Origin of the sequence: Deinococcus sp. Arct2-2, from assembly GCF_004801315.1 — a bacterium.
Classification (GTDB): Bacteria; Deinococcota; Deinococci; order Deinococcales; family Deinococcaceae; genus Deinococcus.
Window position 1 is genome coordinate 33,177 of record NZ_SSNW01000020.1, and the last position, 18,624, is coordinate 51,800.

Annotated in this window: 17 protein-coding genes; 8 read left to right on the forward strand and 9 right to left on the reverse strand. The window is 62.5% G+C overall.

Features of this window, described 5'->3' with window-relative positions; translation table 11 throughout:
- Positions 1–22: 22 nt before the first annotated feature.
- The 7 genes from sufD to sufC all read right to left on the reverse strand — a co-directional run bounded on the left by sufD (position 23) and on the right by sufC (position 5,367).
- Positions 23–1,396: a Fe-S cluster assembly protein SufD gene (gene sufD / locus E7T06_RS10380; RefSeq protein ID WP_136365723.1), complete on the reverse strand. Its 1,374-nt coding sequence runs from the start codon at positions 1,394–1,396 to the stop codon at positions 23–25.
- A 44-nt stretch (positions 1,397–1,440) separates the two neighbouring features.
- A complete protein-coding gene (locus E7T06_RS10385) occupies positions 1,441–1,797 on the reverse strand; it encodes a VOC family protein (RefSeq protein WP_136365724.1) in 357 nt (118 codons plus the stop codon).
- 193 nt (positions 1,798–1,990) lie between these two features.
- A complete protein-coding gene (locus E7T06_RS21750) occupies positions 1,991–2,617 on the reverse strand; it encodes a cupin domain-containing protein (RefSeq protein WP_240740962.1) in 627 nt (208 codons plus the stop codon).
- A gap of 4 nt (positions 2,618–2,621) precedes the next feature.
- Positions 2,622–4,028 carry a Fe-S cluster assembly protein SufB gene (gene sufB / locus E7T06_RS10395; protein ID WP_136365725.1) on the reverse strand — a complete coding sequence of 469 codons (1,407 nt, stop codon included), beginning with the start codon at positions 4,026–4,028 and terminating at the stop codon, positions 2,622–2,624.
- A 9-nt stretch (positions 4,029–4,037) separates the two neighbouring features.
- Positions 4,038–4,298, reverse strand: coding sequence for a Txe/YoeB family addiction module toxin (locus E7T06_RS10400; protein WP_136365726.1), 261 nt, complete (start codon positions 4,296–4,298; stop codon positions 4,038–4,040).
- Positions 4,295–4,564 (reverse strand): type II toxin-antitoxin system Phd/YefM family antitoxin, encoded by a 270-nt coding sequence (locus E7T06_RS10405; RefSeq protein WP_136365727.1) that lies wholly within the window; start codon positions 4,562–4,564, stop codon positions 4,295–4,297. Before E7T06_RS10405 ends, E7T06_RS10400 begins: the two co-directional genes overlap by 4 nt.
- 26 nt (positions 4,565–4,590) lie before the next feature.
- Complete coding sequence (gene sufC, locus E7T06_RS10410) at positions 4,591–5,367, reverse strand: Fe-S cluster assembly ATPase SufC (RefSeq protein WP_136365728.1); 777 nt, start codon at positions 5,365–5,367, stop codon at positions 4,591–4,593.
- A gap of 246 nt (positions 5,368–5,613) precedes the next feature.
- On the opposite strand from sufC, the gene E7T06_RS10415 reads away from it, so the two are divergent.
- From E7T06_RS10415 to E7T06_RS10440, 6 genes are all read left to right on the forward strand, one after another.
- Complete coding sequence (locus tag E7T06_RS10415; protein ID WP_136365729.1) at positions 5,614–6,327, forward strand: MotA/TolQ/ExbB proton channel family protein; 714 nt, start codon at positions 5,614–5,616, stop codon at positions 6,325–6,327.
- Positions 6,324–6,743 (forward strand): biopolymer transporter ExbD, encoded by a 420-nt coding sequence (locus tag E7T06_RS10420; protein ID WP_136365730.1) that lies wholly within the window; start codon positions 6,324–6,326, stop codon positions 6,741–6,743. The genes E7T06_RS10415 and E7T06_RS10420 overlap by 4 nt, the downstream gene beginning before the upstream one ends.
- Before the next feature lie 4 nt (positions 6,744–6,747).
- Positions 6,748–9,084 carry a hypothetical protein gene (locus E7T06_RS10425; protein ID WP_136365731.1) on the forward strand — a complete coding sequence of 779 codons (2,337 nt, stop codon included), beginning with the start codon at positions 6,748–6,750 and terminating at the stop codon, positions 9,082–9,084.
- 103 nt (positions 9,085–9,187) lie between these two features.
- Positions 9,188–9,889 carry a hypothetical protein gene (locus E7T06_RS10430; protein ID WP_136365732.1) on the forward strand — a complete coding sequence of 234 codons (702 nt, stop codon included), beginning with the start codon at positions 9,188–9,190 and terminating at the stop codon, positions 9,887–9,889.
- Between the two features lie 408 nt (positions 9,890–10,297).
- Entirely contained in the window at positions 10,298–11,152 is an 855-nt protein-coding gene (locus tag E7T06_RS10435) for a type III pantothenate kinase (protein WP_136365733.1), read from the forward strand.
- On the forward strand, positions 11,149–12,039 hold the full coding sequence (locus tag E7T06_RS10440) for a cobalamin-binding protein (RefSeq protein WP_136365734.1): 891 nt from the start codon (positions 11,149–11,151) through the stop codon (positions 12,037–12,039). The genes E7T06_RS10435 and E7T06_RS10440 overlap by 4 nt, the downstream gene beginning before the upstream one ends.
- Positions 12,040–12,117: 78 nt before the next feature.
- Here E7T06_RS10440 and E7T06_RS10445 read toward each other — a convergent pair whose 3' ends face one another.
- Positions 12,118–15,195, reverse strand: a complete 3,078-nt coding sequence (locus tag E7T06_RS10445) for an alpha-amylase family glycosyl hydrolase (protein WP_136365735.1) — start codon at positions 15,193–15,195, stop codon at positions 12,118–12,120.
- A 95-nt stretch (positions 15,196–15,290) separates the two neighbouring features.
- On the opposite strand from E7T06_RS10445, the gene E7T06_RS10450 reads away from it, so the two are divergent.
- Complete coding sequence (locus E7T06_RS10450; RefSeq protein WP_205750887.1) at positions 15,291–15,569, forward strand: DUF427 domain-containing protein; 279 nt, start codon at positions 15,291–15,293, stop codon at positions 15,567–15,569.
- A 277-nt stretch (positions 15,570–15,846) separates the two neighbouring features.
- Here the strand turns inward: E7T06_RS10450 and E7T06_RS10455 are convergent, their stop codons facing one another.
- The gene (locus tag E7T06_RS10455) at positions 15,847–17,097 is read right to left on the reverse strand and encodes a GGDEF domain-containing protein (protein WP_136365736.1); all 1,251 of its coding nucleotides are present in this window, start codon (positions 17,095–17,097) and stop codon (positions 15,847–15,849) included.
- Positions 17,098–17,258: 161 nt separating this feature from the next.
- Here E7T06_RS10455 and E7T06_RS10460 point away from each other — a divergent pair, with 161 nt between their 5' ends.
- The gene (locus E7T06_RS10460; RefSeq protein ID WP_136365737.1) at positions 17,259–18,371 is read left to right on the forward strand and encodes a hypothetical protein; all 1,113 of its coding nucleotides are present in this window, start codon (positions 17,259–17,261) and stop codon (positions 18,369–18,371) included.
- The last annotated feature ends 253 nt before the right edge of the window (positions 18,372–18,624 follow it).

The window sequence follows — 18,624 nt, forward strand, 5'->3', positions numbered from 1 at the left end:
GCTCGGGCGGCTAAGTTAGATCTTAAGCTGCGCCGACTTTCTTGGCAATGATGCCTTCAATATAGGCAACGACACTCCTCAGGGGTACACGGGTCAGCACGTCTTCAAGGAAGGCCGTGACCAACATCTTTTCGGCCTGCTCTTCCCGAATGCCGCGAGATTTCAGGAAAAACAGTTGCTCCTGATCGACTGGCCCGGTGGTGCTACCGTGCGAGCAGCGCACATCGTTGGCGTTGATTTCCAGCTGTGGCACGCTGTAATTGCGGGCGTCGCTGGACAGCATCAGGGTGCGGTGCTTCTGATAGGCGTCGGTTTTCTGGGCGTGCAAGTCCACCTTGATCATGCCTGAAAAGACGCCCACCGAGGAATCGTCGCCCACGCCTTTGTACAGCAGGTCGCTGTGCGCGTTGGCGGCGGCATGGTGCTGCAAGGTGTAGTGATCGAAGTGCTGATCGTCGTTGGCAAAGTACAGCGCCAGCATCTCGGAATCGCTGCCTTGGCCGCGCAGGTAGCTCTGCATTTCGGTGCGGCTCAGCGTCCCACCCATCGTGACGACTAGGCTGTTCAGGGTGGCGTCTTTGCCCACGTCGCCGCGTTGCCGCTGAATGTGCGTTACGCCTTTGCCCCAGTTTTGAATAGACACGTAGCGCAGGCGAGCGCCGTCGCCCACGACGAGTTCCACCGCGCCAATCGCGTAGGTGCCGGGCAGGTCTTCGCTATCCTGCTCGTCGATAAAGGTCACGCTGCTGTTGGCTTCGGCCACCACGAGGGTACGGGTGGCCGTGTAGGTTCCGGCCTCGCTCATCACGCGGAACGAACCCAGCGGTAACTCCACTTCTACGCCGCGTGGCACGTACACGAACGCGCCGTTTGTCCACAGGGCCGCCGCCAGCGCACTGAATTTGCCCTCGCTGGGGTCAGGCGACTTGCTGGGCGTGGTGCCGGGCGCGGCGATGGTAGTGTCGTCGGGCACTTCGGCGGGCACCACGCTGTAGAGGTACTGCTGTACCTTGTCGGCGTGCTGCTCCACGGCGGTTTTCAGGTCTGTGAAGATCACGCCTTTGGCCACCAGTTCGGCGGGCAACTCGGTGCGGTACACCACATCTGGGCCGTCCAGCACGAGGAATGCGCCTACATCGGTTCCGTTGAGGCGCTCCTGCACACTGGCAGGCAACGAGGCGACATCGGCCACGACTTCGCGCTTACCGTGAGGCCTGAGTTCATTGAAATCCACAGTGACTTGCGTGTATTTCCACGCTTCTACGCCTTCATGCGGCACTTCCAGCGTATTAAACAGGTCTAGGCTTTCACGGCGCTTGGTGGTCAGCCAATCGGGGCCGCCCGCTGCAAGCAGTTCGGTGGTAAAGGGGGACTGTGTTGTGGGAGTTTGGGTCATTGATTCTCCTATAAAGCAGCACGACAAGCCAGAAAAGGCATTGGTTATGCGAAAAACGATTCGACTTCGACAATTACGCCGAACGGTGTATTGAAATAGAAGGTCAGGCGTCCGTGATTCTCGCTGGGGCCGGGAATCTGGTAGCCGCCCGCTGTCAGTTCGGCGTAGATGGCCCGCACTTGCTCGGGCGTGTCCTGCAAAAAGCCTATATGGAAGACTTTGGGATAAGACACGTCTTTGCTTTTGAAGACAGAGATCAAAGAGCCATCGTCGTCGCGCAGAAAAGTCATGTTGTCATTACGCGGCATGCCGTCCGACTGCTTTAAGCCGAAGTAACGCTCAAAGATTTCTACGGCGACGGGAACATCTGTTACGCCTAAATTAATGTGGTTGAGTTTCAAGTGGACTCCTAAGTGTTTTGTCTATCTTCTCACCCCGTTTAGGGCTTGTTTTTCTCGTGCTGGACGTAGAATCTTTGGAATTCGCCTCAAACGTCAATTGCTGCTTTTCTACCGCCCAGACCGCGTTGCCCATGAACTCTACCCAGCTTAGTCAAAAACCTCATTTAGCGCGAACACCGATGAAGGCGGCGTTTCAGGCCCTAAACGGGGTTTCTCGTGAAATACCGTCTGAGATAACTAGAAATTCGACTGGCCCATCACTCTCATTCCGCGCTTGATGTACTCGTCCCGGCACAATCTCTAACCCCTGCTGCGGCCCTAGCTTGAAAACTTCGCCCTCTAATTTAAGCGTCAGTTCACCGCTTAGGACATAGAAAAATTGGCGCACCCACGAATGCTTATGCTTGATTTCCGCTGTATCTGGCGGCATCCGCTCCTGAATTACACTAAGAGTAGGTGATTGAAGCAGATGCCAACCGTTGCAAATATCGGCCCAAGTGTAGTGAAGGGAAGTCGCAAGAGAAACAATCGGCCAATCGAAAGAGGAAGTCGCCGGAAAATCTGCGAAAGTTTCGTCAATATTGCCCCGAACTTCCTCAAAAAGTGTGTTAGCTTTGTCGATATCCGAATGCTGAGTGGTGTGAAGTGCAGAACCAAAAAAGCTGGTTGCCATCACATAGAACTGGCCGTCCTTCAGTTCGAGGGTAATCCGGGCGTCATTGCCAAGATGTTCATCTTTGACGATTATTCCGCCATAGGTGCCAATCTTGCCAATGCTTGCGCCGTTTTCCACCTTCCCCCACTGGGCGGCCTTTTTCATTAACTCAGCCGACGCTGCCTTCCATCTCCAGCTCGATCAAGCGGTTCAACTCAACGGCGTACTCAAGAGGCAACTCTTTAGCAATCGGTTCGATGAAACCGCGCACGATGAGGCCTGCTGCCTGATCCTTGCTGAGTCCACGGCTTTGCAGGTACAGAATCTGCTCGTCGTTGATCTTGCTCACGGTGGCTTCGTGGCCCACGCGGGCAGTCTTTTCCTCGATTTCAATGTAAGGGTAGGTGTCCGTGCGGGCTTCTTCGTCCAGCAAGAGGGCGTCGCATTCCACGTTGGTCTTGGCGTTGCGTGCGCCTTCGTAGATCTTCACGAGTCCACGGTAAGAGCTGCGGCCCGAATCCTTAGAGATGGACTTGGAGACGATGCTGCCGCTGGTGTTGGCCGCAAAATGCACGATCTTCGCGCCTGCGTCCTGATGCTGCCCGCGTCCGGCCATGGCGATGCTCAGCACTTCGCCGCGTGCGCCTTCTTCCAGCAAGTAGCAGGCGGGGTACTTCATGGTCACCTTGCTGCCGAGGTTGCCGTCCACCCATTCCATCACGCCATGCCCGTACACGGCGGCCCGCTGCGTCACGAGGTTGTAGACGTTGTGGCTCCAGTTCTGAATGGTGGAGTAGCGGAAGCGTGCGCCTTCCTTCACCACGATTTCAATCACGCCGGAGTGGAAGGAATCGGAGTTGTAGGCGGGGGCCGTGCAGCCCTCGATGTAGTGGGCCTGTGCGCCTTCATCAATGATGATCAGCGTGCGCTCGAACTGGCCGCTGCTTTCCGCGTTGATACGGAAGTAGGTCTGCAAGGGGATGTCTACCTTCACGCCCTTGGGCACGTACACGAAGGAGCCACCAGACCACACGGCGCTGTTGATGGCCGCAAACTTGTTGTCTTCCGGCGGCACGATGGTGGCGAAATGCTCGCGGAACAAGTCGGGGTACTGCTTCAGGCCGTCTTCAATGCTCAGGAAGACCACGCCCAGCTTTTCCCACTCTTCCTTAAGGTTGTGGTACACCATTTCCGACTCGTACTGTGCGCCTACGCCTGCCAACATGGCCCGCTCGGCTTCGGGAATGCCTAGGCGCTCAAAGGTCTTCTTCACGTCGTCTGGCACGTCGTCCCACGAGCGGGCGTTCATGCCTTCGGGCTTGATGTAGTAGTAAATCTCGTCAAGGTTCAGGCCGCTGAGGTCTGCGCCCCACGTGGGCATCGGCTTGCTGTAAAAGATTTCCAGTGCCTTGAGGCGGAAATCCAGCATCCACTGCGGCTCGTCTTTGGTGCGGCTGATCATTTCAACCACTTCGCGGCTCAGGCCCTTAGGGGCTTTGACGGCGTAGCGTTCGGGATTGCTCCAGCCATATTCATAGCCGTTGTTGATGTCATTGACTTCAGGATTAATGGTCATGATTGCTCCTTAAAGCTCGTAATGCAGGCGGCAGCTGATCACTGTAATGGCGTCGTCATCTATGGCATAAACGAGGCGGTGTTCGTCGGTGATGCGGCGTGACCAGAAGCCCGTCAGTTCATATTTCAGTGCTTCGGGTTTGCCGCTGCCCTCAAAAGGTGTGCGGATGCATTCATCCAACAGACGGTGCAGTTTCCTGACGAGTTTTGGCTCATTGGACTTAGGCAAGAGGTAATCTGCCCAACCTTTCGGAGTGAACGTCAGATTCACGGTTGCATATGCTCTAGCTCTTCCATCGTCTTGCGAACCACTTTGCCTTGACTGTATTGCTCGATAGAGGCAAGAAGATGAGCACGGTTGGCTGGATTTCCCAACAGATAATCTGTCTCACACCATGATTCGTAGCGTTCGCTCGAAACAATGACAACAGACTCTCCAGAATCGAGCGTAATGTATGTGGCCTGATCACTGGCGACAGATTCTTTGGCGATGCGTTCCAGATTCTCTTGGGCGTATTTGAGCGAATAAGCAGTCATACAACCTCCTGTGCCTGTGTATAGGCTTACGCCAGCGCCAATTCCTTCACCCAGTCGTAGCCTTCGCTGTCCAGCTTCTTGGCCAGTTCGGGGCCGCCCGATTGCACGACTTTGCCGTCTACGATGATGTGAACGCGGTCAGGCACGATGTAATCCAGCAGGCGTTGGTAGTGGGTGATGATCAGACCGCCGAGGCCGGGGCCGCGCATGGAGTTCACGCCTTTGGCGACGATCTTCAGGGCGTCTACATCCAGTCCCGAATCGGTTTCGTCCATGATGATGTAGGTCGGATCGAGCATCAGCATTTGCAAAATTTCGTTGCGCTTCTTTTCGCCGCCGGAAAAGCCCGCGTTCAGGTAGCGTTCCACGATGCTCTCGTCCCATTCCAGCACCTTCAGAGCGGCCAGCAATTTGCCGTAAAACTCGCTGAAGCTCACTTCTTCGCCCTCGGCTTTGCGGGCCTGCATCGCAAGGCGCAGGAAGTTGGCGATGGTGACGCCGGGAATTTCTACGGGATACTGGAAGGCCAAAAACAGGCCGAGGCGGGCGCGTTCGTCGGGTTCCATCTCCAGAATGTTCACGCCGTCCACCAACACTTCGCCTTCGGTCACGGTGTATTCGGGGTCGCCCACGATGACTTTGGCGAGGGTGCTTTTGCCGTTGCCGTTCGGCCCCATCACGGCGTGCAACTCGCCACGCGGAATAATCAGGTTGATGCCCTTGAGAATGGGCATGTCGCCTACGCTGGCGTGAAGGTTGCGGATTTCGATCTGATACGGTACGGGGCTGCTCTGGTCGGTCATGAATCTCCTTGCTGCTGAAATGGCAGTGGTGCGGCGTGAACTGGAAGAACCCTTCTTGAGAATGATTCCTACTTACAGGCCCATTCTACCCGTCTGGGGATGGAAAGTCGAGTAGTTTAGTGTGGATTCAAGCCTCCTGAAAAGGCTAATTTTTGGGCTGTTCCTTCATGGGCCAAACGGGATTTATGAGTGCGCCGCAGCCTATTTTCACGCTTGCCACGCGCCTACGTGCTACCCGTGATACACATGACCTTTCTTGAACTTCTCCGGAACGCTGGGCTGCTGCTGTGGGTGCTGCTGGCGCTGTCGGTGTACGTGGTGTATTTGGCGGCTGCCCGCGCACAAGCGTTGTCCCGGCTGGGGCGCGACGCCTCCGCCCTGATCGAGCGTGCCCGCGCCGTCACCGCCGAAAGTGGGCCAGCCTCCGCGTTGGCCGAAGTAGACCGCGCCACCGAGTTGCGGGCCAGCCCCGCCGCCAACGTGCTGCGGGCCGGACTGCTCCGCGCTGACCGGGGGCCAGACGCCAGCCTCGCCGCCATGAACGCCACACTGTTGGCCGAAGATGCGCGCCTGTACGCGGGCCTGAGTGCGCTGGGCACGGCGGCGCAGGTGGCCCCACTGCTGGGGTTGCTGGGCACGGTCATCGGCATGGTGCGCTCGTTCTTGGTCTTCAGCACCACGGCTGCGCCTACGCCCGCGCAACTCGCCACAGGCATCAGCGAGGCGCTCGTGAACACGGCAGGCGGCCTTGTGGTGGCTATCGTGGCCTATGTGGCCCGCAACGCCCTGCGTGCCCGCGCAGACCGGATCGCGGTGCAGGCCGAGCGGGTGCGCGAGGAATTGCCCTCGTGGCTGTCTCGCCCGCTGGCTGTAGGGGGTAACTTCCGGCCCACATCTGACGCCTTGCCCGAAGTGGCCTTGTCCTTCGACAGCCTTCCTGTGGGAACGGTACGGGGATGACCCGGCCAGCCCTGCGCCGCCGATTTCGGGAAGGGGGAGACGGCGTGACCTTCGACTTTGCCCCAATGGTCGATGTGGTGCTGCTGCTGCTGATCTTCTTTTTCCTCACCAGCAGCCTCGGCGCACGCCAAAACGCCTTGCCGCTTGACCTGCCGCGTGCCAGTACCACCGTGCAGGAAACGCCCGCCCTGCCAATTGTCAGCGTAGACCGGGCCGGAAAGCTCTTTTTGAACGGCAAAGAAACGACTCTGACCAAGTTGGGCGCGGGCCTGAAACCGCTCCTGAAAACGTCGGGCGGCGTGGTGGGCCTGCGGGCCGATGAGCGCGGCAATTACGGCACAGTGGTTCGCGTGATGGACGCGATCAAGCAGGCGGGCGGCGAACGTTTGGCGCTGGGCACGCGCAAGGGAAATTGAGGGCATGACTGTCTTGCCCGGAGTCCCGCCGCCCCGCCCGCTCGCCAGTCCCGAACAGCGCGAGCGGGTGCGTGCGGTGGCTGCCACGGTGGCCCTGCATGTGGCGCTGCTGGCCGGATTGTTGGCCCTGCGCCCCACCGCGCCCGCCGCCGACAACCGTGCCACCGCCCCCGATCTCAGCCGCGCCCCGATGGAAGTGCTGACCCTCGCGCCGCCGCCGGACGAGTTGCCGTCCACGCCCACCGCCACGCTGACGCCCCCGCAGCAGCAGGCAAGGCAAGCCCAACAACAAGCGCGACAACAGGCACAGCAACGTGAGCAGGCGCGGCAAAGTGCAGTGCGGGCGCAGGTTCAGGCGGCACGGCCTCCAGTGGCCCAAGCTCCTCAGCCTCAGGCGGCCCAAACCCAAGCGGCTCAGCCTCGGCCTGCGCCTGCCGCGCCCACTCCCGCCGCTCGGCCAGCCACGCCTGCTACACAGCCCACACCCGCCGCTTCTGCCCCAGCCGGACAATCCGCCCCGCAAGCCGGGAGTGCTGTGCCCGCCGCGTCCCCGGCTGCTGCCGCGCCGTCCAATTCAGCGCCAGCGGCTCCAGCTCCGGTGGCTCAAGCAGCTCAGCCTCAAGCGGCCCCGGCAGCGCAGGCCCAAGCACAGACAGAATCCGCAGTCAGCGAACCCGTGGCGGCCATTCCACGTCAGGCTGAGTCGGCCCAACCTGTGCCGGAGCAAGCCAATCCAGCGCAGACCGATGCGGCACAGGCCAATTCAGCACAGACCAATCCAGAGCAGCCCAACCCAAGTTCCGCCCCCCAAACGCCCGAATCTGCACCCGAAGCCGCCCGCACCGAAGCGGCTGCCCCGGCCCCAGAACTTCCCGCCGAGGCCGCTAGCGCCGCACCCACCTCCAGCCCGCAACCCGAAACGGTGTCGGCCTTGCCCCGGCGAGACAGCACGGCACCTGCGCCTGAATCCAGCGCTCAAACCACTCCCGCGCCTGCCCGCAGCGATTCGCCTGACCCCGGTGAGGCGGCTCCGGCCCGTACCTCCACTTCAGCCGCGAACCCGCAGGAAGACGGCGGCCTACCAGAAAACCCAGTGGCCCGCATTCCGGCTCGGCCACTTTCCTCGACTGCTGCACAGGCCGCTGCACCGGAAACCTCGGTGGGCACGCGGGGAATGCCCGTTCCAGTAACCCCACAAGCCGAAGCTGGACGCGCCGGGGCAGTCGCGCCCGCTGCGGCAACGGCTGAAGCGGTGAACCCTGAAGCGGTGAACACAGCCGCCCGCACGCCTGCCACACGCACCGCGCCCGCCGCAGAAACACCCGATACGCCCGCCCCACGCACATCGGCGGCCCCGGCCCAAGCCAATCAAGGACAGCCCAGCGCCGCGCCCGCTGCCCGCGCTCCAGCAGCGGCAGAGGCAGCGGCTCCTGCCAGTACCACACCTGCCCGTACCTCACCCAGCGCCACTGCAAGTGCTGCCCCAGACGCAGCAGCCCGTGCGACACCCGCCAATGCCGCACCAGCAGAAACGGCAGCGCCGGGAGCCTCGGCCCGCACACCGGCAAGCGGTTCTGGCAACAACGGTGCTGGCACAGCCGAAGCCGCCGCGCCTGCCGCCCGCACCCCCGGCGCAGCAGCCTCGGCCCCCGCTGGCACACCCGACGCTGCACCCAGCACCCGGCCCGCCTCTGGCAACGCTCCTTCTGGCAGCGCGGCAGAAACGGCGGCTCCCAACGCAGGCCGTACACCCGCACCCGCTGGGGGAGGCGGCAGTGACACGGCAGCGGTGTCTCGTCCCGGCTCTGGTGGAAATGGAACAGGTGAATCTGGCCCCGGTCAAGCAGGGACAGGCGAAACGGGAGCCGCTCGCCCCGGCGCTGGAACTGGTGCAGGCGCGGCCAGCGCAGGCACAGGCCCGGCAGAAGGCGGCGCGGAAGTGGCCCGCGCAGGCGGCAGGACAGGCGCGGCGGGCGGTACCGAAACCCGGCCCCTGAACTGCACGGTGGTGCTGGATGTCCGGGCCTTCCCCAAGTTTCAGCGCGACATGACCAGCTTCGTGTACGACGCGGGCGGCACGCAAATCTGGCCCGATGCGGCGCTGGTCAGGGGCGTCAGCAGCCAACTGGTGCAGGAGGGCAATCTGCACACCTACGTGACCAACGAGGGAGCGCTGGGCAACTTTGCCAACATCACGCGCCTGACGGCCAACCGGGTGCAGCCCAACCGCCTCGCGCCCCGGTCTACGGTGTTCACCGATGCCGTGCTGGACGCTGCCGCCGCCGCCCAGTTCCGTTCGGCGGGGCAGGCCTGCCGCGTGGTGTACCTCAAAGCGCCCTGATTCTGATCAAACACCTGTTCTGACCAAACATCTGCTCCGATTAAACACCCGTGCCAGAGCGTCAGTTGGCCGTCATCCCAGCACTGCTAAATGGAGAACAATCATGCTTAACCTCACCCTGAAAACGTCGTTGACCCTGACCCTCGCCGCCCTGCTTTCTGCTCCTGCCCTCGCGTGGGTGCCCAAGTTGGAAGAAGTGACCGCCAAGAACGTCATAGACGGCGCGTACGGCCGCCGCGATCCCGTGTCCACTTTTCAGGCGCTTGACCTGACCGTGAAGGAAGGCAAGTTCGCTGCCGGAACCGTGACTGCCTTTGCGGGCGGTGAGAAATGCGTGGCCGACTGGCTGGCCGCCCCCACCGAATTCGCCGCTGGAAGCCGCCCCCAGACCATCACGGTCATCGGTCAGGCCGACCAACTGTACTTTCAAGCGCAGGCCGCCCGCGACGGCTTCGGCAACCTGACCGCCGCCGACGCTTTGGCCGCCGACCTTGCCAGCAAGCGCATGCCAGACGGCCAATTGCGCGTCGATATCGCCGTGAAGGGTTTAGCTACCGAGAAGGCGCGGCAAGCCTACAACGTGCGTCTGAAAGGGAGCGACGGCAAAATGATCGCGCCTGTGCGGGCCACCTTCGTCAACGATTTCAAGCAGGATGCGGGAACGTGGCAGGGAACCTTGGTCTACTACTTCGAACCACTGAAGGCGGGCGTGGGCGCGAGCGACAAGGTGGAGTTGCTGCTGAGGACGGAGGCGGACAGCAACTGTGCGTATAGCGTGCTGCTGGACTTGGGCAGCTTTAGCTGAGGCTGAATTTTGGGGAGAAGGGAGCGGCGTTTGGAATTGCTTAGACGGCTTCCCCCACCCCCCAGCCCCCACAGGGGTCAGGGGAGTTGGTCGCTCCGCTCAGGAGGATTGATCTTGTCGCGTTTTAAGTCAGCGAAATCGCTCATTTGAAGCGGAATTGCCAGTTCATCTAAACATGGAATTGGCCCGCGCGTTGCACGCACGACGGCCTCACACGCAGTTGGGCGGGGATGATTTGGGCCTGTTTCTCCCTCTCCCCTTGCGGGGGAGGGCGCTGTGAAGCAGCGGGAGGGGGGAAGTGAGCGAAGCGATTGCCCTCGCCCTTCCTCAGACCCTCAGTCGCTCAACCCTTAGACCGCCCTTACGCATCCCGCTCTTACCTCCAACCCACCTGCCCAACTCCGTACAATGCCGGACGTGTCCGCCTCCGCCTCCCTGCCCCAAGAGTCTGCTCCCGCTTCTGCTTTTCCGCTACTGGTCGTGGATATCGGCAACACCAGCACCGTGCTGGGCTTGGCCGATGCAGGCCTGAACCTGACCCACACTTGGCGGGTTCGCACCAACCGCGACGTGTTGCCCGACGATTTGGCCCTGCAACTGCGCGGCCTGTTCGATTTGGCAGGACTCGGCGGCGCAGAAATGGCGGGGCCGCGTGCGGCGGTTCTGAGTAGCGTCGCGCCGCCAGTGGGCCAGAATTACGCGTTGGCGCTGAAGCGGCATTTCGGCATCACGGCCCTAGAAGTCTCTGCCGCCGCCCTGCCTGATGTGCGCGTGGAACTCGATATTCCCGACGCGGTGGGCGCAGACCGCCTGTGCAACCTGTTCGGCGCAGAAAAGTATTTGGGCACGCATGAATACGCTGTCGTCGTCGATTTTGGTACCAGCACCAACTTCGATGTGATCGGGCGTGGGCGGCGCTTTATCGGTGGTGTGTTGGCAACTGGGGCACAGGTCAGTGCCGACGCCCTGTTTTCCCGCGCCGCCAAATTGCCCCGGATTACCCTCGAAGCGCCCCTGAGCGCCATCGGCAAAAACACCATCCACGCGCTGCAATCGGGCCTCGTGTTCGGGTACGCCGAAATGGTAGACGGCCTGCTACGCCGCATTCGCTCCGAGTTGTCTGCGCCCGCCGTCGCCATCGCCACAGGCGGTTTTGCCCGCACCATTGAAGGCATCTGCCGCGAAATAGACCACTACGACGAAACCCTGACCTTGCGTGGGTTGGTAGAACTGTGGGCCAGCCGAGTTGGAGTGCGGGCATGAGCGGCCTCCAGATCGTCAGTCTGCTTCCCAGCGCCACCGACTTGCTGTTCGACTTGGGCTTGGGCGCAAGCGTGGTGGGCGTCAGCCATTCCTGCGACCATTCCGGCGCGGCGGGGCTGCCTGTCCTCACGCGCTCTATCGTGTCTCCCGATGCCCCGCAGGCCGACATAGACCGCGCCGTCAGCGAGGCGGTGCGTGAGGGGCGGGCGCTGTATCAAGTCGACGGGGAACTCTTAGACCGCCTGAACCCCGATCTGGTGGTCACGCAGGGCGTCTGCGAAGTGTGCGCCGTCACGCCCGGAACCATCGACGCTGCCGTGCGCTACTTGCCCGGTTGCCTGCCCGCCGCCCACGTCCTGAGCTTAGAGGGCCGCAGCGTGGCGGGCATTTTGGACGATCTGCGGGCATTGGCACTGGCCGCCGGGGTAGGGGAGAAGGGCGAGCAATTGGCCGCCGACGCTCTGCGCGACTGGCAGGCCATCATCCCGGCCCCGCACAGCCCGCGAGTGCTGACGCTGGAATGGGTGGAACCGCCGTTTTATGGGGGCCACTGGGTTCCCGAACAGGTGGAGCAGGCAGGCGGCGTGAACGTGCTGGGCGCGGCAGGCACCGACTCTGGCCGCGCCACTTGGCCCCAGGTTGCCGCCCTAGACCCAGACATCATCGTGGTGATGTGCTGCGGTTACGGCTTAGGCGACAATACCGAGTTTGCCCGCACCCTGCTCACCCGAACTGACTTGCGGGCGGTGCAAAGTGGTCAAGTCTGGGCCGTAGACGCCAACGCCCACTTCAGCCGCCCTAGCCTCGGCGTGGTGCGCGGCGCGGCGGTGCTGGCCGACCTGCTGCGGGGGCAGGAACACGCGGGCGAAAGCGTGCGCGTGGGCTGAATCTGGCACTAAACGAAAGCGGCGTTCTTGGTAACAGGAACGCCGCTTTACGTATTGTGTTGTTGATGGTTCTCTTGTTTAGGGCAGCTTCAGCCCCTGCGTAAACGTCGCCCGACGCTGCTGGGCATCGGTGCCGATGGTGTTGGCCCCCGCTGGCGTGCTGGCTGCATCCGGCACGATGTCGCCCGCGCCGTAGCCGTCTCCGCCGAACACGCCGCCCATGATGTTGACGCCCCCGGCAGGTTTGCCGATCAGACCCAACGAGGCCCACGGAATCGCCAGTTCTACCGTTTGGGCGGGCAGGGTTCCACTCGCCGCGTATTTATAGTCGGCGGTGTTCACTTCGGGCGTGGCGGTGTCGCTGGTCACGCGGCGCAGTTGGGCGCTCTGGTTTTCGTAGCGGGCCACGAAGGCGTCTACGCCGTTGATGCTGCCTCCAAAAATGGCCGCCCGTTTCCAAGCTTCGAAGTTGTCGGCCTGCGCCGCGCCACCCGCTTGATAGTCCAGATATAGAATCCCGCTGTTGCCCGACACGCGGTAGGTGTAGGCCAAGTACAGGTATTGCGCGTCGCTGTCGGCCTGCAAGGTCAGCCAGTTGTTGTCTGCGCCAAACACACCCTCGGCGGGGCTGTCCAGCTTCACGGCGGGGGCCGTCCAGTCGCTCAGGTTGCCGTCTATGGCGTACTTGGTGCGGTCATCGCGGGCCAGATTCAGGTCAGCGCCCGTCTGGGGTGCGGTGGCGGCGCGTGTGGCCTCTAGGAAGCCGCCCGCGCTGGCTTTCAGCGTGTGGGGGCCAGCAGGCGCAAACAGCGTGTAGCTGCCGTCTGGGAAAGTCAGGGCGTAGTTCAGGTTGGGATCGGCGGTGGTGGCTTCTACCAATGCGCCCGCAAGGGCCGTGCCTGCACCCGTCACTTTGCCTTCAATCACCGCTGGCACGGGTTTATCGATAAAGTCATACGTACCGCTGTAGGTGTTGGCAGGAGTCGTGGTGCTGCCCGTCACATACACGCGGTCTCCCTGCCCCGGCCCTTCGTAGCCGCTGTTCCTCGCGCCGGGGCCGTCATTGCCGAATTTGAATTTAATTTCGCGGAAGAGGGGCAGATCGATGTCGGTTTTCCACTGGCCCCGGCTGGTTTGGGTCATCGGGTATTCGATCTGAGCGCCCGTATCGAAGCGCCGCAGTTCTATGGGGCCGTTGCCCTGCGAGCGGGCGTCTACCGTAAAGGTGACCTTGACGGTGTTGCTGGCGCTGGGCGTGGCGGTCACGCTGGAACCTGTGCTTTCCGCGCCGTTGCTGTCCACCGTAACCACCCGGAAGGAGGCGGCCTCGCCGTTGCGAACGCCTGTGGCGAGGTAGCGGGCTTGCGTAGCGGGTAGCGGGGCAAAGTTCAGCAGCCGCTCTGTGCCGCCCGCCGTCTTCACGTACACGCGGTATCCGGTCACGAGGGGCTGGGTGCTGGGCGTCCACGTCAGTTCTACGGCTCCGTCGCCCGCACGCGCATTCAGGGCGCTCAGTTCGGGCAAGGCCGGGTTGATACTGCCCGCCGCGCCGCCGCCTGCTGTGGCCGAGAGTGCCAGCGTGGTGCGGGGCGGCAGGGCGCCCACCAATTTGCCATTGCTGACACTCAGGGGATTGGCGCGGCCCGTGATTTCAGTCAGGGCGGAGCCGCTGAAGGTGCCCAAGAGCGGGATTCCGCCTCCGCTGAGGGTCGCCAGATCCACCGCCGTATCGCCGTTGTTGATGACCACCACGACGGGCTGTCCACCTTTGCCATCGGTTGCCACGCGGCGGTAAGACAAGATGGGTGCGCCGCCATCGGGCCGCCAGAGTTCCTGCTGTGCGCCCCGTGTCAGCACGCGGTATTTGCTGCGGGCCGAGGCGAGGGCCGCCAGCCGTTCATCGAGTTGGCTGCTTGCCAGTGCGCCAAAATTCATGTCTTCGCGGTTGCCTTGTCCCAGCGGATAGTTATAGGGGTCGCCCTGCCCCGGCTGCGCGATTTCGCTGCCCTGATACACACTGGGCGTGCCACGAGAAGTGAAAATCAGGCTCAGGGCCGTATCCAGACGCTCGGCGGCCTGCGCTGCATTGCTGCCCCGCTCGGTCACTTCGCTCACGAAGCGGCGCACATCGTGGTTGTCTACAAAGGTGGTCAGGCGAGAAGCGTCTTTGTACGCGCCGTCCTGCGCGAACACGTCGGCCACGCGCCCGAGGTCGCCGCCTGCGCTGCTCAGCTGGTCTTTGATGGCGTAATACAGCGCAAAGTCGAACACGCTGGGCGAGCCGAGGTCGTCCATAAAGTGCGCCAGATACGCTGGGTTGCCGTCGAAGACTTCACCCACAGACCACAGCTTGGCCGGGTCACCCGCGCCGCCCGCTGCAAAGAACTGCTTCCAGTAGGCGTCGGGTACATGCTTCATGGTGTCTATTCGCAGGCCGTCTATGCCCGACTGATCGCGCCAGTAGGTCACGAAGTTATTCAGGTACTCGGTCACGGCGGGCACACTCTGCTTGAAATCAGGCAGTCCAGCGAGGTCGCAGGCCGTCACCTTGTCGGCGGGCGCGGCGGCGTCGCAGTCGGCTTTGGTGTTAAACCAATCGGGGTGGTCGGTCACCAGTTTGGAGCCGTAGCCCGCGTGGTTCACCACCACATCCTGAATCACTTTCAGGCCTTTGGCGTGCGCGGCGGCGATCAGCGATTTGTATTCCGCCAGCGTGCCGAAATGCGGGTCGGTCTGGAAAAAGTCTTCGGCCCAGTACCCGTGATAGCCCGCAAACGGTTTGCCCGCGTTGGGGCCGTCGCCCACCGGAATGGCCGGAACTTGCAGCACCACCGGCGTAATCCACAAGGCCGTAAAGCCCATTTTGTTGAAGTAGCCCTCGTTGACCTTGCTCATCAGCCCAGCAAAGTCGCCGCCGTGCCAGCCCAGCGGATTGGTCTTGTCGGCGGTGTCTCCGGCATTGCGGGCCGGGCCAAGGTCGTTGGAGGCGCTTCCATTTACAAAGCGGTCTGTCATCGCAAAGTAGATCACTTCGTCGCGCCAGTCGCGGGCGTCTACGGGCGCAGGCGGCTTAGTCAGGTCGCACGAAGAGAGGGCCAAAGACAAGGTGATGGCTGACAGCACGCCGAAGCGTCCAACAGACGGAATTTTGATCATGTGTGTATTCAATGAACACTACGACAGGGCGACCTGTCAATTCCCTGACGGTTTGCGGCCTTGCGGGTGGCTTAATCTAAACCATGTCTCCCATGATTAAGGCCGAATGGAATGGTCAAGTGATTGCCGAATCTGCCGATACGGTGGTTGTAGAAGGCAACCATTATTTCCCCCTAGACAGCGTGCAGGAAGGCGTGTTGCAGGCCAGCCCTACCCACTCCACTTGCCCTTGGAAAGGAGTTGCCAGCTATTACAGCCTCAGCGTGGGCGGCCAGACCAACAAAGACGCCGCGTGGTATTACCCGGCCCCCAAAGACGCCGCCAAGCAGATTGCTGGGCGGGTGGCGTTCTGGAAGGGTGTAACGGTGGGCTGAAGTTTGGGTGAAGTTGGAAGGTGAACCCCCCCGTTGCTGACGCAACGCCCCCCCTTAGAGGGGAGGACTTAAGAGCTTTTGCGCTCCCCTTGAGGGGGCTGGCTGCGAAGCAGACTGGGGGGTTTACACGCGACTCAAATCTGACTTGGAAGGTGAACCCCCCCGTTGCTCTGCAACGCCCCCATTAAAGGTGGGGGATAAAAGCTTTTGCGCTCCCCTTAAGGGGGGCTGGCTGCGGAGCAGACTGGGGGGTTCACCCATAAACTCAACCTCCCCCTCACACCGCCGCCGCTTCCTCCACATCATCCAAATCGGCGGGCACGCTCCGCAGTTGTCCGGCCAACTGAACACGGTTGCGCCCATCATCTTGAGCTTGGCGCAGGGCGCGTGAGGCGTCTTCCAGCATGTCTTGACCGCCCGCGTGCTGTGCCCAAACCGTTACCCCAACGCTGATGGTCGGCATCACGCCATCTAGCGGAAGCGAGGCCACCCGCACGCGCAGGCGTTCGCAGGCGGCCCGCGCGGCCCGGTCATCGGGAACGCGCAGCAGCAGGGCAAATTCAGTTTGGCTCAGGCGGCCCACCACATCCTGATCGCGCACCGTAGCGCTGAGGGTGCGGGCCACATGGGCGGTCAGGCGTTCGGTAAAAGCCTCGCCTCGCTCCTGCTGCACGCGATCCAAATGATCGAGGCTCAGCACAGCCACCGCCAGCCCGGATGGACGGCGGGCGGTCAGGCCGATCAGCAGTTTTTCCAGCGCCACCCGGTTGGGCAGCCCGGTCAGGGGGTCTTGGTCGGCCCCACGAGTGGCGAGCCAAGTGCGGCTGCCGCTGGCTTGGTCGCGCATGTGGCGCAGCACCGCCCGCTGGCCCAGCACGGTCACTGCGCCTGCCAACAGCATTTGCACCAACGTATTCAGCAGGCCGCTGCTCGCCTGATTGGCGGGGCTTTGTCCGGCAAGGGCGTACATGAGAACCAAGAGGCTGGTGGCGGCCAGCGCCGCGAGGCTCAGGCGTAGCGCACGCTGTTCCCCCAGTCCCCACGAGTGCGCCATCAGCAAAATGGGGAGCCAAGGCGCGGTGGCGGCCACCAGTTCGGCGCGGTCGGCCACAGCGGGTGCAAACAGCGTGAAGCCGATGCGTCCCAGCAAAAAGGCCCATGCACCCACCAGCAGCACGCCGTCTATGAATCCCACCGAGGCGCGGCGCGTGCAGGCCAGCACCCACAGCCCCAAAATCAGTACCACCAGTGTAGGAAGGGCAATCAGGTCAAAGGCATTGCTGTTGCCTAAGCGCAGCACCAACGAAGCCAACGCCGCCACTGCCGCTAAGGGGAGCGTCAGGCAATAGGTGGCGCGGCGATCATGGCCTAGCCGGAATACGCTGCTGCCTTTGGGGGCGGTGACCGCTTCCGGGCCGGGGGCAAGCTGGTCTGACCTCTCACGCATGAACAACCCGTTTGAAGTCATCGTGCGTGCAGTCCACTGCCCCGCTGCCTGCCTGCCCAGTGCCATAAAACGCAGTGCCATAAAACGCAGCGCCGTAGAACCCCACGCCGTAAAACCACATTACCGCAACCCTCATACGGGCAGAAAAGCACTCCGCCTCTGACCCGACCCTGACAGGAGGCCGCGCCGGGCCGCGTAAAGGCGTGCAGCCAACAGAACAGCAGGCATGTCACCATGCAGTCATGACTGCTCCCGCCCCCGTGCCCCAAGGATTTCCAGATGCGCCCCTTCCGGCCCAACTGCTGCAAGACGCCCGCACCGGCCTAGAGCGCCGCGCCTCCCGCCTGATGACCGCGCTGGGCCTCTTGGCCGTCTTGTCTGGGTTGGGCGTACTGGCGCTGGTGCTGCTGGTGAACCTAGGCTGGCAGGCTTTTCAGCGGTTTGTGGCCTTGCCCGATCTTCAGGCCCAGTTCAACTTGCCCGCCGGACAGACCGTGGCCGACCTGATTCCCGGTTGGGCGCTGCCTACGCTGCTGGCCCTGAGTGTGATGGGCACGGCCATTCAGATGTGGGCCTCCTTGCGTGCCCGCGCCGCAATAGGAGCCGTGCGCGACCAAACGCTGAACCCCAGTGCCGACCACGCCGAAGCTCTGATTGGCGCGGCCCGCACCGTGCGCCCTTGGATCACGTTGGGGCAGTGGACGCCCATCATCTGGACAGTATTCTCGCTGGCGTGGCTGCCAATTACCTTCGCGGTCATAGGGCGCATAGACCCTGAGGTGCAAGGAGCGGTGGGGATAGACGCCTTCTCCATTGCTTTCGCCCTCGTGTCCATCGTGATCCAGAGCTTGCCCGGAATTATTCTGACATGGCTCATTTTGGCCGCTGTACGCCGCTGGCTGGATGCAGTGCTGGCCCGCGCTCAGGGCGGCACGGCCCCTGTCACTCCGGTTTCCCGCCCCGTGGAAGGCTGGCTGCTGTTCGTGCTGATCGTCCTCATCGTCAGCACGGTCAGCCTCGTTATCAGCGCGGTGCCGATGCTGGTGCTGCCCGCTCTGTTTTCCACACTGGCCGCCAGCGAGCCCGAGTTCTCAGACCTCGCCAGCGTAGGTCTGACGCCCGCCAACTTGCAGATGTTTTTCTCGGTCTTGGCGGGCCTGCTGGTCTTTAGCGGCTTGGTGTACGGCCTGCTCACGGCGATGATGGCTTGGTCAAGGGGCTTGGCCGCCAACGTTGCTACCATTCTAGACGCGCCGCTGCCCCGCCCACCCGCCGCGATGAATGACTGGACTGCCGTTCCAGACACCCAAGACCTGTGGAAAGGCCCGGTGACGGTGGTGCCGCCCCGGAATTAGGGGGTGGGTCTGCGGGGGCTTGAGTTGGAGTGGGGCTGGGTCTAAGGGAGGGCAATCGCTTCGCTCATTCCCCCTCACCCCGCTGCTGCACAGCGCCCCTCTCCCACAGGGGGCGAGGGCTGAAGGCAAGGCAAGAAACTGGGGCTGTTAGCTCCTCCCCCCTTGCGGGGGAGGTTGGGAGGGGGGTGAATGAGCGCCAGCGATTGCCCTTCCTTAGACCCTTAGACGCCCTCCCAACATCGCCACCTCCCCA